Here is a 13,691-nt window from a genome sequence, read left to right as displayed (position 1 = left end):
ATGTGACGGGGTGATGAGGGGGATGTTCAGGCGTGGGCGTCGCTGAGGCCCACGGTGACGACGGGCACGGCCGTGCCATCGTTCAGCCGGTAGTTGGCGCCGACGATGCCCAGCTTGCCGTCGGCGACGGCCTGGGCGATCAGCTCCGAGGACTGCAGGAGGTCGCGCACGGTGTTGCGCAGGTGCTCCTGTCCCACGAGTTCGGCGTCGATCTCGGCCACCGTGGATCCGCCCTGCTCGGCGAGCACCTTGCGCGCGGCCGGCACGATCGGGGCGACGAGCCGCCAGATGTGCGGGGGGAGCGGAGCGGCGTCGATCGCGGTGCCGTCGATCGCGGCGCGCACGGCGCCGCAGCTGTCGTGCGCGAGCACCACGATGAGCGGAACGCCGAGGATCGCCACGGCGTACTCGAGGCTCGCGACGATCGACTCGCCGAGCACCTGCCCGGCGTTGCGCACCACGAACAGGTCGCCGAGGCCCTTGTCGAAGATGATCTCGGCGGCGAGGCGCGAATCGGAGCAGCCGAACAGGGTCGCGAGCGGCGCCTGGCCGTCCACGAGCTCGTGGCGCTTGCCGACGTCCTGATTGGGGTGCTCGGGATCGCCCGCGACGAAGCGCCGGTTCCCCTCGCTCATGAGCTGCCAGGCCTCGTCGGGGGTCAGCGTGGTGACGTCGGTCATCGTCCGCTTTCGAGTTCGTCGATCTGGGGGCTGATCTTGGCGACCAGCTCCGCCGTGCCGGCCTTGCCCAGCGCGCCGTAGACGAGGACGTAGTCCTTGCCGACCTGGGTGCCGAGCGCGTAGTTGATGTTCGCGGCCGAGTCGGGGTTCGGGATCACATACTCGTCCCAGGAGCGCCCGCCGATCTTCACCGTGCCCTTCGAGGACGTGCCGCGCAGCGGGGTGGCGGCCCAGTCCGCGTCGGCGTCGAACGCCTGCGCGACGTGCGCGTACCCGCGGGCATCGTCCGCCTGGGGGGCGACCGTGATGTCCCACACCACGGGCTTGCCGTCGATCAGGACGGCCTTGTTGACCCGCCAGTTGTTGGGCGGGGTCGGCAGCAGCACCGGACGGTTCAGGGTGCTCTGCGCGTTCTTGGCGGCGGCGGGAAGGTCCACGGCGTTGGATCCCGTGAAGTCGCCGCGCGGCACGATGAGCACGATCAGCAGGACGACCCCGACGGTCGCGATGAGGGCGGCGATGAGGCCGCGGAACGTCTGGCTGGAGCGGTAGGCGGCGGAGGAGGCCGCCTTGCGGTCCGCGGTCTCCTGCGCGGTCTCCGGCCGGCCGAGTTCGGCCACGACCGGGGCGTGCTTCGGGGTGCGGCTCATCGCGCGTCCCCCTCGGAGGGGCGGGCCGCGTCCAGGCGGCGCTTCGCGCCGAGAAGCCATTCCTCGCAGCGCGCGGCGAGCGCCTCGCCGCGCTCCCACAGGGTGAGGGACTGCTCGAGCGTCGGGGCTCCCTGCTCGAGTTCGGCGACGACGCGGACCAGCTCGTCTCTCGCCTGCTCGAAGCTGAGAGCGGCGGGATCGGCGACGGTCGTCGCAGAGCTCCCTGCGGAGGCGGACGGCTCGTTCGACACAGTCACGCCTCCATCCTAACGGCGCGCGTCGGAGCCCTCGGCCGGTGCGGAGCCTCCCGCGGAGACTTCGGCGTCGCGCGACTCGGCGATCTCCCCCTCCGACACGGCGCGGAGCGAGCCGCGGTCGACGGTGAGGGTCAGCGCGGTGCCCGCGGGGGCGTCGGCGGCGTCGCGCACGATCACGCCGTCGTCTCGATGCGCGATCGCGTATCCGCGGGCCAGTGTGGCGGCCGGCGACAGCGCGCGCAGCGAGGCGCGCAGCTCCGCCGTGCGCCTCCCCGCGGTGTCGACCGCGCGTCCCAGCGTGTCGCGGGCGCGGGCCGCGAGCAGCCACACCTCCTGCGCGCGGCGCTCGATGAGCGGCTCCGGATCCCGCAGTACGGGTCGTGACCGCAGCTGTTCGAGCTGGGCGATGTCGTGCGCGATGCGCTGCGACACCCGGGACGTGGCGCGTGCCCGCAGCTGCGCGACGAGCGCGCGCTGCTCGCCGACATCGGGCACGACGCGCTTGGCGGCGTCGGTGGGGGTCGAGGCGCGGAGGTCCGCCACGTCGTCCAGCAGGGGATGGTCGTTCTCGTGGCCGATCGCGCTGACCACGGGTGTCGCCGCCGCAGCGACCGCCCGCACCAGGCGCTCGTCGCTGAAGCCGAGGAGGGTCTGCGGATCCCCGCCGCCGCGCGCGATGACGATGACGTCGACATCGGGATCCGCGTCGAGCACCTTGAGCGCGGCGAGGGTCTCCGGCACGCAGCGGTCGCCCTGCACCGCGGCGTGCACGGTGCGGAAGCGCACCTGCGGCCAGCGCAGCTCGGCGTTGCGGTGCACGTCCTTCTCGGCGTCGGAGTTCTCGCCCGTGATCAGTCCGATCAGGTGGGGGAGGAAGGGGAGCGGCCTCTTGCGGGAGGGGTCGAAGAGACCCTCCTGGCGCAGCTGTGCGCGCAGCCGCTCGAGGCGCTCCAGCTGGTCGCCGAGGCCGACGTGCTTCATCGCCGAGACCGTGAAGCTGAAGTCGCCGGCCTTGACGAAGTAATCGGCCTTGACCGCCGCGACCACGTGGTCGCCCACTGCGAGGTCGGCGGGGATCCGCGCCCGCACGCTCGACCACACCCGGATCGAGATCTGCGCGTCGGAGCGGGTGTCCTTGAGACGCGCGAAGACGTTGCCGGCGCGTACGTTCCAGCTCGTGATCTCGCCCTCGACCCAGACCGTGCCCCACTGCGCCACGAAGTCGCGGATCGTGGCGTTCAGCCTTGCGATCGACGTCGGGGCGTCCGCGGAGGACTCCCGCGGTGCGACGGAATCGGCGGGCGGGGCCTCACCGGGCACGGAGGCGGCTTCGAAGACGGTCATCGCCTCCCCAGCGTAGCAAGGGGCATCTGCCGGATCCCGGCCGGCTGTCAGGACGCCGCCGGTAGAATCGGGGCGTGAGTTCACCCGTCGCGCTGCCCGTGCCGCAGATCCCCCGTCGCCGCCCCACGGCCGTGCGCGAGCCGCTCCAGGACCGTCCCGTCGACGGGCGCAAGCGTGTGCTGCTCGCCGCCCCGCGCGGCTACTGCGCCGGCGTCGACCGCGCCGTGGTCGCTGTCGAGAAGGCCCTGCAGCGCTATGGCGCCCCCGTGTACGTGCGCAAGCAGATCGTGCACAACATCCACGTGGTCACCGAGCTCGAGGAGCAGGGCGCCATCTTCGTCGATGAGGTGGACGAGATCCCCGAGGGCTCGCATGTCGTCTTCAGCGCTCACGGCGTCTCGCCGATGGTCGTCTCCGCCGCGGAGGATCGCCATCTGCACGCGATCGACGCGACCTGCCCGCTGGTGACCAAGGTGCACCGCGAAGCGGTGCGCTTCGCCCGGGACGACTTCGAGATCCTGCTCATCGGCCACGACGGCCACGAAGAGGTCGAGGGGACCGCCGGCGAGGCGCCGGACCACGTCACCGTGGTGAACTCCCCGGCCGAGGCCGACACCGTCGAGGTGCGCGACCCGTCCAAGGTCGTCTGGCTCTCCCAGACCACGCTCTCGGTCGACGAGACCATGGAGACCGTGAACCGGCTGCGCACGCGCTTCCCCGAGCTGCAGGATCCGCCGTCCGACGACATCTGCTACGCCACCCAGAACCGCCAGGTCGCGATCAAGAAGGTCGCCGCCGACGCGGATCTGGTGATCGTGGTCGGATCCGCCAACTCCTCCAACAGCGTGCGCCTGGTCGAGGTGGCGCGCGAGTACGGCGCGAAGGCCGCATACCGCGTGGACTACGCGGACGAGGTGCGACAGGAGTGGCTCGACGGCGTCACGACGGTCGGGGTGACGAGCGGCGCGTCCGTGCCGGAGGTGCTCGTCCAGGAGGTCCTGCAGGCGCTCGCCGAGGCTGGATACGGCGACGTCGAGGAGGTGCGCACGGCGGAGGAGGACCTGATGTTCTCGCTGCCGAAGGAGCTGCGCCAGGACGTCTCCGGCCAGCGTGACGAGCGGGCCCTGGGCGGACGCAGCCGATGACCGACTCCGGTTCCGTGGAGCAGCCGCGCCGGCCCGCCTTCGGCGAGTACGCGACCCCCGAGGAGCAGAGCAGGCGAGCGGGACGGCCGCTGCCGCCGCCCGTCGTGCACACTCCGCCGACGGCGCCTTCCGCCGTCCAGCCGGTGACTCCTGCGGAGGCCGCGGGGGAGCGTCCGGCGCACCCGGTCGATCGGATGGCGTCGATCGCGCTGCTCGCCTACGGGCTCTGGAACGTGATCACCACGGTCCTCACCTACCTCAACCCGTCTTCGCTCCTGACGACGATGATGCAGACGATGGGGATCTCCGGCACGTTCTCGAACTTCGGGCCGGCGCGCACCTGGGGCATCGTCGCCGGCGTCGTGCTGATCGTCGGCTGGATCGCGACCGCCGCCTGGACTGTGGCCCGACTGCGGCGCGGCAGGCTCACGTGGTGGCTCCCGGTCGCGGGCGGCATCGTGTTCGGGATGCTGGCGGCGTTCTGCCTGATGGTGCCGTTCTTCGCGGACCCGGCTGTGATCTCCTACTTCAACGGGCAGCTGCAGAAGTAAGCCCTTTCGACGAGAAGAGCCCGGCCCCTGCGGGACCGGGCTCTTCTCGATCCGGGATCAGTGCGCGTTGCCGTTGTTGAAGTGGTGGTCGCCGTTCCCGCTGCCGTGGCCGCCGTGCGCGCCGGGACCGCGACCGTCCGTGCCGGGCTCGACGTGGTTCGTCCTGGTGTGCACGATGTCGTAGTACACGCTCTGGTCGGCCGCGTTCGGGTACACGCGGTAGGTGAAGACGTTCTTGTCGAGCTGCATGATCGGCACGACGCGCTGGAACAGCACGGCGCCGTTCGCATCCTTGGCCGCGATCCAGCGTGACGAGCCATCGGCCGCGACGCTCCAGTCACCGTGCATCTTCGGGCTGTCGTCGAGGTTGTACATCGTGAACGTGCCGTCGGCCTGGAAGTAGGCCCAGCCCACGAAGTTCGACACGGCCGGGTCGTCCAATGCGACGCGACCGCCCTGGGCGTCGCGTGCGCTCGTCGTCTTCCACGGGGTGGACGCCAGCGTCTCGGACGGGGTCAGGACCTTCTTCGCGAAGGGCGCGGAGACTGCCGCGGACGGGGCTGCCGCGGCGGCTGTCGGGGGGACGATGGCGACGGCGGCGAGGGCGATGGTCGAGGCGGCGATGAGCGTGCGGGAGAGCGAGATGTTCATGTCCTTCACGCTAGGAATCCGGACCCCGCCGCCGCATCATCCGATCGGCTACTTCGGGCATCGCCGACCGGATGATCCCTCCGCGCCGGGTGCCGTCCGGACGGACCGAACGGTTCCAGGGAGGGCGCAGCGACGATACGGGGGTCCCGGAGCGGGTCTCGGGCGACGTCACGGACCGGCTGTTCGACGCGATGCTGATCGAGGACGCGCTCGCCGACCTCCAGATGTCGGCTGGACGTACGTCCTCACGGTCGTCGGCGACGACGGGAAGAGCACCGACCTCTCGACCTGGAAGGCGGATCCCGGCCGCACGGCCACGCTCTCGGCGGGGACCGCGCAGCCGCTGTCCGACATCCGCACCGTCGAGATCCGCAACGCCGCGGGCACCGTCATCCTGCGCCAGGACATCGGCCACGGGTCGACGTCGGGGTGAACTCGGGCGGCTGACCCGCAGACGACAGGAGCGCCGCGGGGACGGATCCCCGCGGCGCTCCTGGATGCCGGTGCGGCTGTGCCGGTGGTCAGCTCTTCGACTGGCCGTAGGAGCCGAGCTGGCGCGTCGACTCGATGACGCGCTGCGCCATCGCGGTCTCGGCGACCTTGCCCCAGGCACGCGGGTCGTAGACCTTCTTGTTGCCGACCTCGCCGTCGACCTTCAGGACGCCGTCGTAGTTGCTGAACATGTACCCGGCGATCGAGCGCGTGAACGCGTACTGGGTGTCGGTGTCGATGTTCATCTTCACGACGCCGTTCGCGACCGCGAGGGCGATCTCCGCGTCGGTCGAGCCGGACCCGCCGTGGAAGACGAGGTCGAGCGGCTTGGCGCCCGTGCCGTACTTCGCGGCGACCTGCTGCTGGATCTCGCCGAGCAGCTCGGGGCGGAGCTTCACGCCGCCCGGCTTGTAGACGCCGTGCACGTTGCCGAAGGTGAGCGCGGCGATGTAGCGGCCCTGATCGCCGAGGCCCAGCGCCTGCACGGCCTGGTCGACATCGGCGAACGTCGTGTAGAGCGCCTCGTTCGAGCCCTCGTGCGCGACGCCGTCCTCCTCGCCGCCGACGACGCCGATCTCGACCTCGAGGATCGCGTTGATCGCCTTCATGCGGGGGAGGAGGTCGCGGGCGATCTCGATGTTCTCCGCGAGCGGCACGGCCGAGCCGTCCCACATGTGCGACTGGAAGATGGGGTTGCGGCCCGCCTTGACCTCTTCCTCGGAAGCGGCGATGAGCGGCTCCACGAAGCCGGCGAGGGCGTCCTTCGGGCAGTGGTCGGTGTGCAGCGCGACCGTGACCGGGTAGGACTTCGCGACCTCGGTGGCGAACTTCGCGAAGGCGAGCGCGCCGGTGGCGCGGGCCTTGACGGTCTGGCCGGCGAAGTAGTCGGCGCCGCCGGTGGTGACCTGGATGATGCCGTCGGAGCCGGCCTCGGTCAGACCCTGCAGCACGGCGTGGATGGTCTGCGAGCTGGAGACGTTGAAGGCCGGGTAGGCGAAGCCGCCTGCCTTCGCGCGGTCGAGCATCTCGGCGTACTGATCCGGGGTGGCAACGGGCATGGCTTCTCCTGTGCTGGACGACGGGGGTCGGTGCCACTCTAGCGCCGCAGGATCGGCGATTCAGAGCGCGTGACGACGGGCCCGGGAAGGCGGATCTTCGGCCTGGTAAAGAAGCGTGGATCTTTCGGTTTCTCGGCGCGGAAATCTGCGGATCCGTAACCGACCCGCCCCTACGCTGGGGGCATGGTGAGCCTCACAGCCGATCTCAGCCCCCTCAGCCCCGACCGCAACCTCGCACTGGAGCTCGTCCGTGCGACGGAGGCCGCGGCGATCCGCGCCGTCCCGTTCATCGGCCGCGGCGCGAAGGAGGCGGCCGACGGCGCCGCCGTCGACGCGATGCGCGCCTTCCTCGGCACCGTCGACTTCGACGGCCGGGTGGTCATCGGCGAGGGTGAGAAGGACAACGCCCCCATGCTCTTCAACGGGGAGCACGTCGGCAGCGGATCCGGGACCGGCCCGCAGTGCGACATCGCCGTGGATCCGATTGACGGCACCTCGTTGACCGCGGCCGGTCGCCAGAACGCGCTTTCGGTGATCGCGGTCTCCGATCGCGGCACCATGCTCGACGCCTCGAGTGTGTTCTACATGGACAAGCTCGTCACGGGCCCCGCCGGTGTCGGCGTCGTCGACATCCGCCTCCCCGTCGCGGAGAACATCAAGCGTCTGGCCGGCGCCCTCGGCAAGCCGGTCGACGAGATCGTGGTCTCGGTGCTGAACCGCCCGCGTCACGAGCAGCTCATCCAGGAGATCCGCGACGCCGGCGCAGGTACGCGTCTGATGAGCGACGGCGATGTCGCAGGCGGTATCAACGCGGCCCGGCACGCCGCGCGCACCGACATGTGCATCGGCGTCGGCGGAAGCCCCGAGGGGATCGTCACGGCGTGCGCGATCAAGGCGCTCGGCGGGCACATCCAGGGCCGGCTGTGGCCCCGCGACGACGACGAGCGTCAGCGCGGTATCGACGCGGGCCTCGACATGGACAAGGTCTACGAGGCCGATGACCTGGTGAGCGGCAACAACACGATCTTCGTCGCCACCGGGGTGACGGACGGCCAGCTCGTCGCCGGCGTCCGGCGCGACGGCGACTACCTCTACACCGAGAGCGTCGTGCTGCGCAGCGCCTCCGGCACTCTGCGCCGTATCGCCTCGGAGCACCTCGTCTCCAAGTGGCTCTGAGCGTGGCCCGGCGGTGCTGGCCTCCCGAAGGAGCCGGGGCCGCCGCGGCCCTCTGCGGAGGTCCGTCGGTAACGACCTGATCGCATTCCGCTTGTTCTCGGCGTCACCTGTCACAATGGAGGAGGCGCCGACCGGCGTGCACGGCGCATTCAGCGCAGTTCGGAATGCGAAGCAGGGGAGCGTGGACGATGGCTGCGGAGAAGATCTACCGCCAGGAGACGGTCACCGACACCGGATCCGTCAAGATCATCGAGATGGATGCCGCTCGCCGCACCGACGTTCTTTTCCGCGTTCGCCGCGAAGAGGGCCACGAGATCAGCGCCTGGTGGATGATCGGCGCCTTCGTGCTGTTCTCCGCCACGGTCGTCGCCCTGCTCAGCGGGGTTCCCGGGAGCGCGTGACCTCCTCCTGCTCGGCCTCAGGGTCGGCCGGATCGTCGTGCTCGGTGCGATCGAAGTCTCGCTCGATCGACGCAGCAGCATCGGGGTCCTGACCACTCAGACGGGCACGCAGTTCGCCGAGGTCCGCACGGATCCCCTCCGCGTGGTCTGCGTCCGCGGATGACGTCAGCTCGTCGGCGGTGAACCGTCGCGTCGCGCTGGTCAACGTCGCGGGAGCGGTGAGGGCGTCCGCATCCACGCCGGGGAAGCGGCGGGCCGTCACGAGCACGCGGCTCTCCAGGGATCCGGCGAAACGGTTGTAGCTGTCGACCGTGCGCTCGAGCGCGCGGCGCAGGTCGTCCGCGTGGCCGGCGAGCACACCGAGCCGGTCGTAGAGCTGGGTGCCGAGATCGAGGAGCACGGCTGCCTCGGCGGAGAGCTCCTGCTGCTTCCAGGTGTAGGCGACGGTCTTCAGCACGGCCCACAGATTCACCGGGGTGGCCAGCGCGACTCGCTTGTTGAAGGCGTAGTCGAGCAGGGCCGGATCCTCGTCGAGGGCCGCGGACAGCAGCGATTCGGTGGGCAGGAAGCAGATCACGAACTCGGGACTCACCTCGAGGCCCGACCAGTAGGCCTTCTTGGCGAGCGCGTCGATGTGCGCGCGCACGGCCTTGACGTGCTGCTGCATGAGGGAGCGCCGCTGCGGGTCGTCGGATCCGAGTGCCCCCGCGGCGAGGAACGCGTCGAGCGGGGCCTTCGCGTCCACCGCGATCGATGCCCCGCCCGCGAGACGGATCACCATGTCGGGGCGGCCGTGCCCCGCATCGGAGTGGATCGTGGCCTGCAGGTCGAAGTCGACGTGCCGGGTGAGGCCCGCGGCCTCCACCACGCGGCGCAGCTGGGTCTCGCCCCACACGCCGCGCGCGGACGTCGAGCGCAGCGCGCCGGCCAGCGACTCGGTCGTGGAGCGCAGGGCCTCTCCGCTCTCCTCGGTGCGCCGCAGCTGTTCGCTGAGCTGGCCGAACTGGGCGTGCCGCTCGCGCTCCAGCACGGTCACGGTCTGCTGCATGCGGTGCAGGCTCTCGCGCACCGGGGCGAGAGCCGTGAGCACGGCGTTCTCCTGGCGGACACGTTCCGCGGCGTCGTGCTGCTCACGGCGCGCGTGCTCGACGGCGTCCCGGTACAGGTCGTTCTGCCTGTCCCTGTCTTCGCGCACGACGGCGAGCTCGGCGTCGGCGCGGGCGAGGTCGGCGGCGCCCCGGCTGCGGCCGAGGAACCAACCCACGGCGAGGCCCGCCACGGCGGTGAGTGCGGCGATGAGCAGTGCGAGCGCGTCCATGCGTCCATCATGGGCGGGGCCACCGACATCGCAGGAGAGCGAGGCCGGGGGCGGCCGGAACGGCGTCAGGCTGCGGCGCGCACCTTCGCGGGCGCGGCGGGAGCGAGCGGGTCGCCGAGGCGCACGCCGATCGCGTCGGCGAGCTGCTGCACCGTGCCCGACGCCGTGCGCCGGGCCGCGTCGATCACGATCTGCGCGCAGGCGCGTGCGTCGGCCAAGGCGTCATGGTGCGGGAACGCGCCGAAGCCGGCGGCGGCCGCGGCGACCGGGAGCTTGTAGGAGTCGAGGTCGTAGACCTTGCGTGCGACGCTCAGGCTGCAGAGCGACTGGTACGGAGGGCACTCGTCTCCGGTGGCCTCGCAGGCGCGGCGGATCACGTTCAGGTCGAAGCCCGCGTTGTGGGCGACGAGCACGTCGGCGCCGGCGAACGCGCAGAGCCGGTCGAGCTGCTCGCTCCAGCCGTCGGCGTCGGCGACCTCATGCGCCTCGATGCCGTGGATCCGCACGTTCCATTCCTGGAAGGTGTCGTGACCTGCCGGCGGGCGGATCAGCCAGCCCGTCTGTGCGACGACGATGCCGTCCCTGACGCGGACCAGGCCCACCGCACACGCGGAGGCCGGGGAGGAGTTCGCCGTCTCGAAGTCGATCGCGGTGAAGTCCAGTGCCACGCATCCACCCTCCGCCGGGGAGGCGGCGGTGCGGCTCAGGCGCGCCGGGACGGACCGGATCCGGGCGTAGTGTCGAAGCATGGTCGAACGTGCGACGAGCTTCGGATCCGAGACGGGCAGCTATGAGAAGGGACGACCGGAGTACCGGTCGGACGCGGTCGCCTGGTTGCTGGAGCCGCTGGCGGAGGGCGACAGGGCCGTCGTCGACATCGGTGCGGGGACCGGCAAGCTCACCCGCGCCGTGCTCGCCCTCGGGGGCACGGGTGTGACGGCCGTGGATCCGGATCCGCAGATGCTCGAGGCCCTGCGGGAGAAGACGCCCGGGGTCGAGGCGGTCACGGGCACCGCGGAGGCGCTGCCGTTGGCTGATGCCGTCGCCGACGCCGCCACCCTCGGCCAGGCCTGGCACTGGGTGGATCCCGTCCCCGCCTCCGCCGAGATCGGCCGCGTGGTGCGGCCCGGCGGCGTGCTCGGGCTCATCTGGAACGTGCGGGACGACCGCACCGAGTGGGTGCGACGGCTGACCGAGATCATGGGCGGCAGCGCGGCGGAGGAGATGATCGGCGACAACGCCGTGCGCGTCGCCGCACCGTTCGGTGAGCTGGAAGAACGGCGCTGGGAATGGGCCCGGGAGATGACGCGCGCCGAGCTGCACGCGATGGCGAGCTCGCGCAGCATGATCATCACGTCGCCGCCCGAGGAGAAGGCGCGGATCGCGCAGGCCATGGACGACCTGTTCGACGAGCTTGGCCTCGCCGAGGGCGCGACGCTGTCGATGCCGTACGTGACGGCCGCCTATCGCGCGATCCGCGGATCCTGAGCCAGGGCCGGCCCCGGTAGACTCGTACCCCGTGGCTCTCACCATCGGAATCGTAGGACTGCCCAACGTCGGCAAGTCCACCCTCTTCAACGCCCTCACCAAGAACGACGTGCTCGCGGCGAACTACCCGTTCGCGACGATCGAGCCGAACGTCGGCGTGGTGAACCTGCCCGACGCACGGTTGAACGCGCTCGCCGAGATCTTCGGCAGCGAGCGGATCCTGCCCGCGACGGTGTCGTTCGTCGACATCGCGGGCATCGTGCGCGGCGCGAGTGAGGGGGAGGGGCTGGGCAACCAGTTCCTCGCGAACATCCGCGAGGCCGACGCGATCGCGCAGGTCGTTCGCGGCTTCGCGGACGACGACGTGGTGCACGTGGACGGTGCGATCGACCCGAAGAACGACCTCGAGACGATCAACGCCGAGCTCATGCTCGCCGACCTGCAGACCCTCGAGAAGGCGATCGTGCGCATCGAGAAGGAGGTGCGCGGCCGCAAGACCGACGCCTCCGTGCTCGAGGCCGCCAACGCTGCGAAGGACTCGCTCGAGCGCGGCCAGCTGCTCTCCACGAGCGGGATCGACCTGGCTCCGATCAAGGAGCTGGGCCTGCTGACCTCGAAGCCGGTCATCTTCGTCTTCAACGTCGACGAGGCCGTGCTCATGGACGCTGCCCGCAAGGCGGAGCTCGCCGCTCTCGTCGCCCCGGCGCAGGCGATCTTCCTGGACGCGAAGATCGAGTCCGAGCTCATCGACCTGGATCCCGAGGATGCCGCGGAGCTCCTCGCCTCCACCGGCCAGGACGAGTCGGGCCTCGACCAGCTCGCCCGCATCGGGTTCGACACCCTGGGCCTGCAGACCTACCTCACGGCAGGCCCGAAGGAAGCGCGCGCCTGGACGATCCACAAGGGCGACAAGGCTCCTCAGGCGGCAGGTGTGATCCACACCGACTTCGAGAAGGGCTTCATCAAGGCCGAGGTGATCTCGTTCCAGGATCTCGTGGACACCGGATCCGTGGTCGAGGCCCGCTCCAAGGGCAAGGCGCGCCTGGAGGGCAAGGACTACGTCATGCAGGACGGCGACGTGGTGGAGTTCCGGTTCAACGTTTAGATTCAGCTCCTGATCAGGGATTTTTAGTTTCACTTCATTGGATGAAGTGGGCTCGCGTTCCGATCCTGCATCTGCAAGTGAGGCCGACGGCTGCCCGAAGCGGTGATGACGCGGAACTCGCTTTTATCCGGCCCTTTGGGTCGGATTCTCGTTGTCTCAGAAATCAGCGGTGATCAGCGCGTATTGAGTGCCAATCAACCGTGCAGCGGGGCGATACGAATCGATGATGTGGCGCCGAACCGCGCAGTTCTGGTGTTTCAAATATCGATGCGTCTCAAAATGCGATCGGAAGCGCAGTCGCGTGAGCTACGACCTCCTGGCGCGTCAGGATGCTCGCCCTATTTGCTGACTGTCGTAGGTGCCGTCGACGACGTTGTACCGCAATCTTTCGCATGAACTTCCTTCGGTTCATCCTGGGTGGCAGCCCGGTCGGGCAGCCACTCGCAGTGCAGGGGATGTCTCAGCTAATTCGTAAGGATCCCATAGCATCTATCTATGACGACGCAGCCTGAGGATGACGAGCTCGATCGCCTGCAACGCCGAGTGTTCTCCGCCGGTGGTAATGCTTCGAAGGCTGATACCGACCAGTTGTTCCGACTCCTCAACGCCGACAAGAACCTCGATTCGTCGTCGATGGGTGACAGCCGCGGCGAAGAAGACCGTGCAGGGGAGTTTCGTGACCCCCATATGATCCAGGATTCCGCAGACAGTCAGACATCCGCGCCGTCGCCCAATGCAGTCAGCCGGCGACGCTCGGCGCGGGCGTACACAAGGGCAGTCGTTGGGGGAGTGCTCGCTGTCGTGGTCAGTTTCATCGGCGGATACATCAGCCATGCAATCCTTGCGACACAAGCTCAGTCGATCTCAGCGCAACCCGCTACACACGCCGACTTCAGGGAAGGGAGCCTGCACTACTTCGGGGAGATTCAAGGAGCGAACGTCTGGTCCGGAGAACGCGCTGACGACGGCAAGCTCTGCCTGATCGCGGAGATCGTCAGACCGGAGTCGCTGATGGCCACCAACTGCGGAATCGATGGTGGGCCGCCGACCGTGATCGTGTCGGGCCTCACCACGGACACAGCCCGGAAGTTCACCCTGATCGTGGGAGAGCACGCGATTCCGAATCTCATCTTCGATTCTCTCAGCAAAGAGGAAGTGCTTCACGGCTGACCTCTCTTCGATCGACGCTTCAGAGCACGACTCGTCGAAGAATTCTGTCCCGTCAGAAGACCCTCCGGAGTAGCACTACCGCTGCGCCCGGGGGGGGGGGGGGGGGGGGGTTATTTTGGGGCGCGATTTTGGGGCCCGGGGGGTAAGCAGTTCAGCAAACCCGGTTGTGCATTTGTTACAGACCCCCGCCGGCCGGGGAAAATAA

The 13,691-nt window shown here is 69.6% G+C and carries 15 protein-coding genes; 7 read left to right on the top strand and 8 right to left on the bottom strand.

Annotated features, from left to right (window positions below; genetic code table 11):
- Positions 1-26: 26 nt before the first annotated feature.
- From ACFC1J_RS14650 to xseA, 4 genes are read right to left on the bottom strand one after another with little or no spacing between them, the layout of a single operon-like run.
- A complete protein-coding gene (locus ACFC1J_RS14650; RefSeq protein ID WP_375907442.1) occupies positions 27-680 on the bottom strand; it encodes a carbonic anhydrase in 654 nt (217 codons plus the stop codon).
- Positions 677-1,330: a DUF4245 family protein gene (locus ACFC1J_RS14645; protein WP_375907439.1), complete on the bottom strand. Its 654-nt coding sequence runs from the start codon at positions 1,328-1,330 to the stop codon at positions 677-679. The genes ACFC1J_RS14650 and ACFC1J_RS14645 overlap by 4 nt, the downstream gene beginning before the upstream one ends.
- Complete coding sequence (locus ACFC1J_RS14640; RefSeq protein ID WP_375907763.1) at positions 1,327-1,581, bottom strand: exodeoxyribonuclease VII small subunit; 255 nt, start codon at positions 1,579-1,581, stop codon at positions 1,327-1,329. Before ACFC1J_RS14640 ends, ACFC1J_RS14645 begins: the two co-directional genes overlap by 4 nt.
- A 15-nt stretch (positions 1,582-1,596) precedes the next feature.
- Complete coding sequence (gene xseA, locus ACFC1J_RS14635; RefSeq protein WP_375907437.1) at positions 1,597-2,931, bottom strand: exodeoxyribonuclease VII large subunit; 1,335 nt, start codon at positions 2,929-2,931, stop codon at positions 1,597-1,599.
- A gap of 131 nt (positions 2,932-3,062) precedes the next feature.
- On the opposite strand from xseA, the gene ACFC1J_RS14630 reads away from it, so the two are divergent.
- Complete coding sequence (locus ACFC1J_RS14630; RefSeq protein WP_375907760.1) at positions 3,063-4,076, top strand: 4-hydroxy-3-methylbut-2-enyl diphosphate reductase; 1,014 nt, start codon at positions 3,063-3,065, stop codon at positions 4,074-4,076.
- A complete protein-coding gene (locus tag ACFC1J_RS14625) occupies positions 4,073-4,627 on the top strand; it encodes a DUF6264 family protein (RefSeq protein ID WP_375907434.1) in 555 nt (184 codons plus the stop codon). Before ACFC1J_RS14630 ends, ACFC1J_RS14625 begins: the two co-directional genes overlap by 4 nt.
- Before the next feature lie 57 nt (positions 4,628-4,684).
- Here ACFC1J_RS14625 and ACFC1J_RS14620 read toward each other — a convergent pair whose 3' ends face one another.
- Positions 4,685-5,278 carry a DUF4822 domain-containing protein gene (locus tag ACFC1J_RS14620; protein WP_375907431.1) on the bottom strand — a complete coding sequence of 198 codons (594 nt, stop codon included), beginning with the start codon at positions 5,276-5,278 and terminating at the stop codon, positions 4,685-4,687.
- Between the two features lie 521 nt (positions 5,279-5,799).
- Positions 5,800-6,828: a class II fructose-bisphosphate aldolase gene (gene fbaA, locus ACFC1J_RS14615; RefSeq protein WP_375907428.1), complete on the bottom strand. Its 1,029-nt coding sequence runs from the start codon at positions 6,826-6,828 to the stop codon at positions 5,800-5,802.
- Positions 6,829-7,011: 183 nt separating this feature from the next.
- Between fbaA and glpX the strand changes: the two genes are divergently transcribed.
- Positions 7,012-8,004, top strand: a complete 993-nt coding sequence (gene glpX / locus ACFC1J_RS14610; RefSeq protein ID WP_375907425.1) for a class II fructose-bisphosphatase — start codon at positions 7,012-7,014, stop codon at positions 8,002-8,004.
- Between the two features lie 188 nt (positions 8,005-8,192).
- Positions 8,193-8,405, top strand: coding sequence for a UDP-N-acetylmuramyl pentapeptide phosphotransferase (locus tag ACFC1J_RS14605; RefSeq protein ID WP_375907422.1), 213 nt, complete (start codon positions 8,193-8,195; stop codon positions 8,403-8,405).
- Here ACFC1J_RS14605 and ACFC1J_RS14600 read toward each other — a convergent pair.
- A complete protein-coding gene (locus ACFC1J_RS14600; protein WP_375907419.1) occupies positions 8,380-9,723 on the bottom strand; it encodes a DNA recombination protein RmuC in 1,344 nt (447 codons plus the stop codon). The two genes, ACFC1J_RS14605 and ACFC1J_RS14600, sit on opposite strands and share 26 nt — an antisense overlap.
- Before the next feature lie 65 nt (positions 9,724-9,788).
- Positions 9,789-10,391: a 3'-5' exonuclease gene (locus ACFC1J_RS14595; protein WP_375907416.1), complete on the bottom strand. Its 603-nt coding sequence runs from the start codon at positions 10,389-10,391 to the stop codon at positions 9,789-9,791.
- A gap of 79 nt (positions 10,392-10,470) precedes the next feature.
- Between ACFC1J_RS14595 and ACFC1J_RS14590 the strand changes: the two genes are divergently transcribed.
- From ACFC1J_RS14590 to ACFC1J_RS14580, 3 genes are all read left to right on the top strand, one after another.
- Positions 10,471-11,211 carry a class I SAM-dependent methyltransferase gene (locus ACFC1J_RS14590; protein ID WP_375907413.1) on the top strand — a complete coding sequence of 247 codons (741 nt, stop codon included), beginning with the start codon at positions 10,471-10,473 and terminating at the stop codon, positions 11,209-11,211.
- 31 nt (positions 11,212-11,242) lie between these two features.
- Complete coding sequence (ychF, locus tag ACFC1J_RS14585; protein WP_375907410.1) at positions 11,243-12,316, top strand: redox-regulated ATPase YchF; 1,074 nt, start codon at positions 11,243-11,245, stop codon at positions 12,314-12,316.
- 495 nt (positions 12,317-12,811) lie between these two features.
- Positions 12,812-13,486, top strand: a complete 675-nt coding sequence (locus ACFC1J_RS14580) for a hypothetical protein (protein WP_375907407.1) — start codon at positions 12,812-12,814, stop codon at positions 13,484-13,486.
- The last annotated feature ends 205 nt before the right edge of the window (positions 13,487-13,691 follow it).

The organism is Microbacterium sp. NPDC056052 (assembly GCF_042266785.1).
Lineage (GTDB): Bacteria > Actinomycetota > Actinomycetes > Actinomycetales > Microbacteriaceae > Microbacterium.
Note: the sequence above shows the minus strand (reverse complement) of the source record. Positions and strands in the feature narration are given on the sequence as shown.

Excerpts from the sequence above, each read along its gene's own strand:
- ACFC1J_RS14605 (WP_375907422.1), top strand. The coding sequence starts at position 8,193 with ATGGCTGCGGAGAAGATCTACCGCCAGGAGACGGTCACCGACACCGGA.
- ACFC1J_RS14620 (WP_375907431.1), bottom strand. The coding sequence starts at position 5,278 with ATGAACATCTCGCTCTCCCGCACGCTCATCGCCGCCTCGACCATCGCC.
- ACFC1J_RS14645 (WP_375907439.1), bottom strand. The coding sequence starts at position 1,330 with ATGAGCCGCACCCCGAAGCACGCCCCGGTCGTGGCCGAACTCGGCCGG.
- ACFC1J_RS14580 (WP_375907407.1), top strand. The coding sequence starts at position 12,812 with ATGACGACGCAGCCTGAGGATGACGAGCTCGATCGCCTGCAACGCCGA.
- ACFC1J_RS14650 (WP_375907442.1), bottom strand. The coding sequence starts at position 680 with ATGACCGACGTCACCACGCTGACCCCCGACGAGGCCTGGCAGCTCATG.
- ACFC1J_RS14590 (WP_375907413.1), top strand. The coding sequence starts at position 10,471 with ATGGTCGAACGTGCGACGAGCTTCGGATCCGAGACGGGCAGCTATGAG.
- fbaA (WP_375907428.1), bottom strand. The coding sequence starts at position 6,828 with ATGCCCGTTGCCACCCCGGATCAGTACGCCGAGATGCTCGACCGCGCG.
- xseA (WP_375907437.1), bottom strand. The coding sequence starts at position 2,931 with ATGACCGTCTTCGAAGCCGCCTCCGTGCCCGGTGAGGCCCCGCCCGCC.
- ACFC1J_RS14600 (WP_375907419.1), bottom strand. The coding sequence starts at position 9,723 with ATGGACGCGCTCGCACTGCTCATCGCCGCACTCACCGCCGTGGCGGGC.
- glpX (WP_375907425.1), top strand. The coding sequence starts at position 7,012 with ATGGTGAGCCTCACAGCCGATCTCAGCCCCCTCAGCCCCGACCGCAAC.
- ACFC1J_RS14625 (WP_375907434.1), top strand. The coding sequence starts at position 4,073 with ATGACCGACTCCGGTTCCGTGGAGCAGCCGCGCCGGCCCGCCTTCGGC.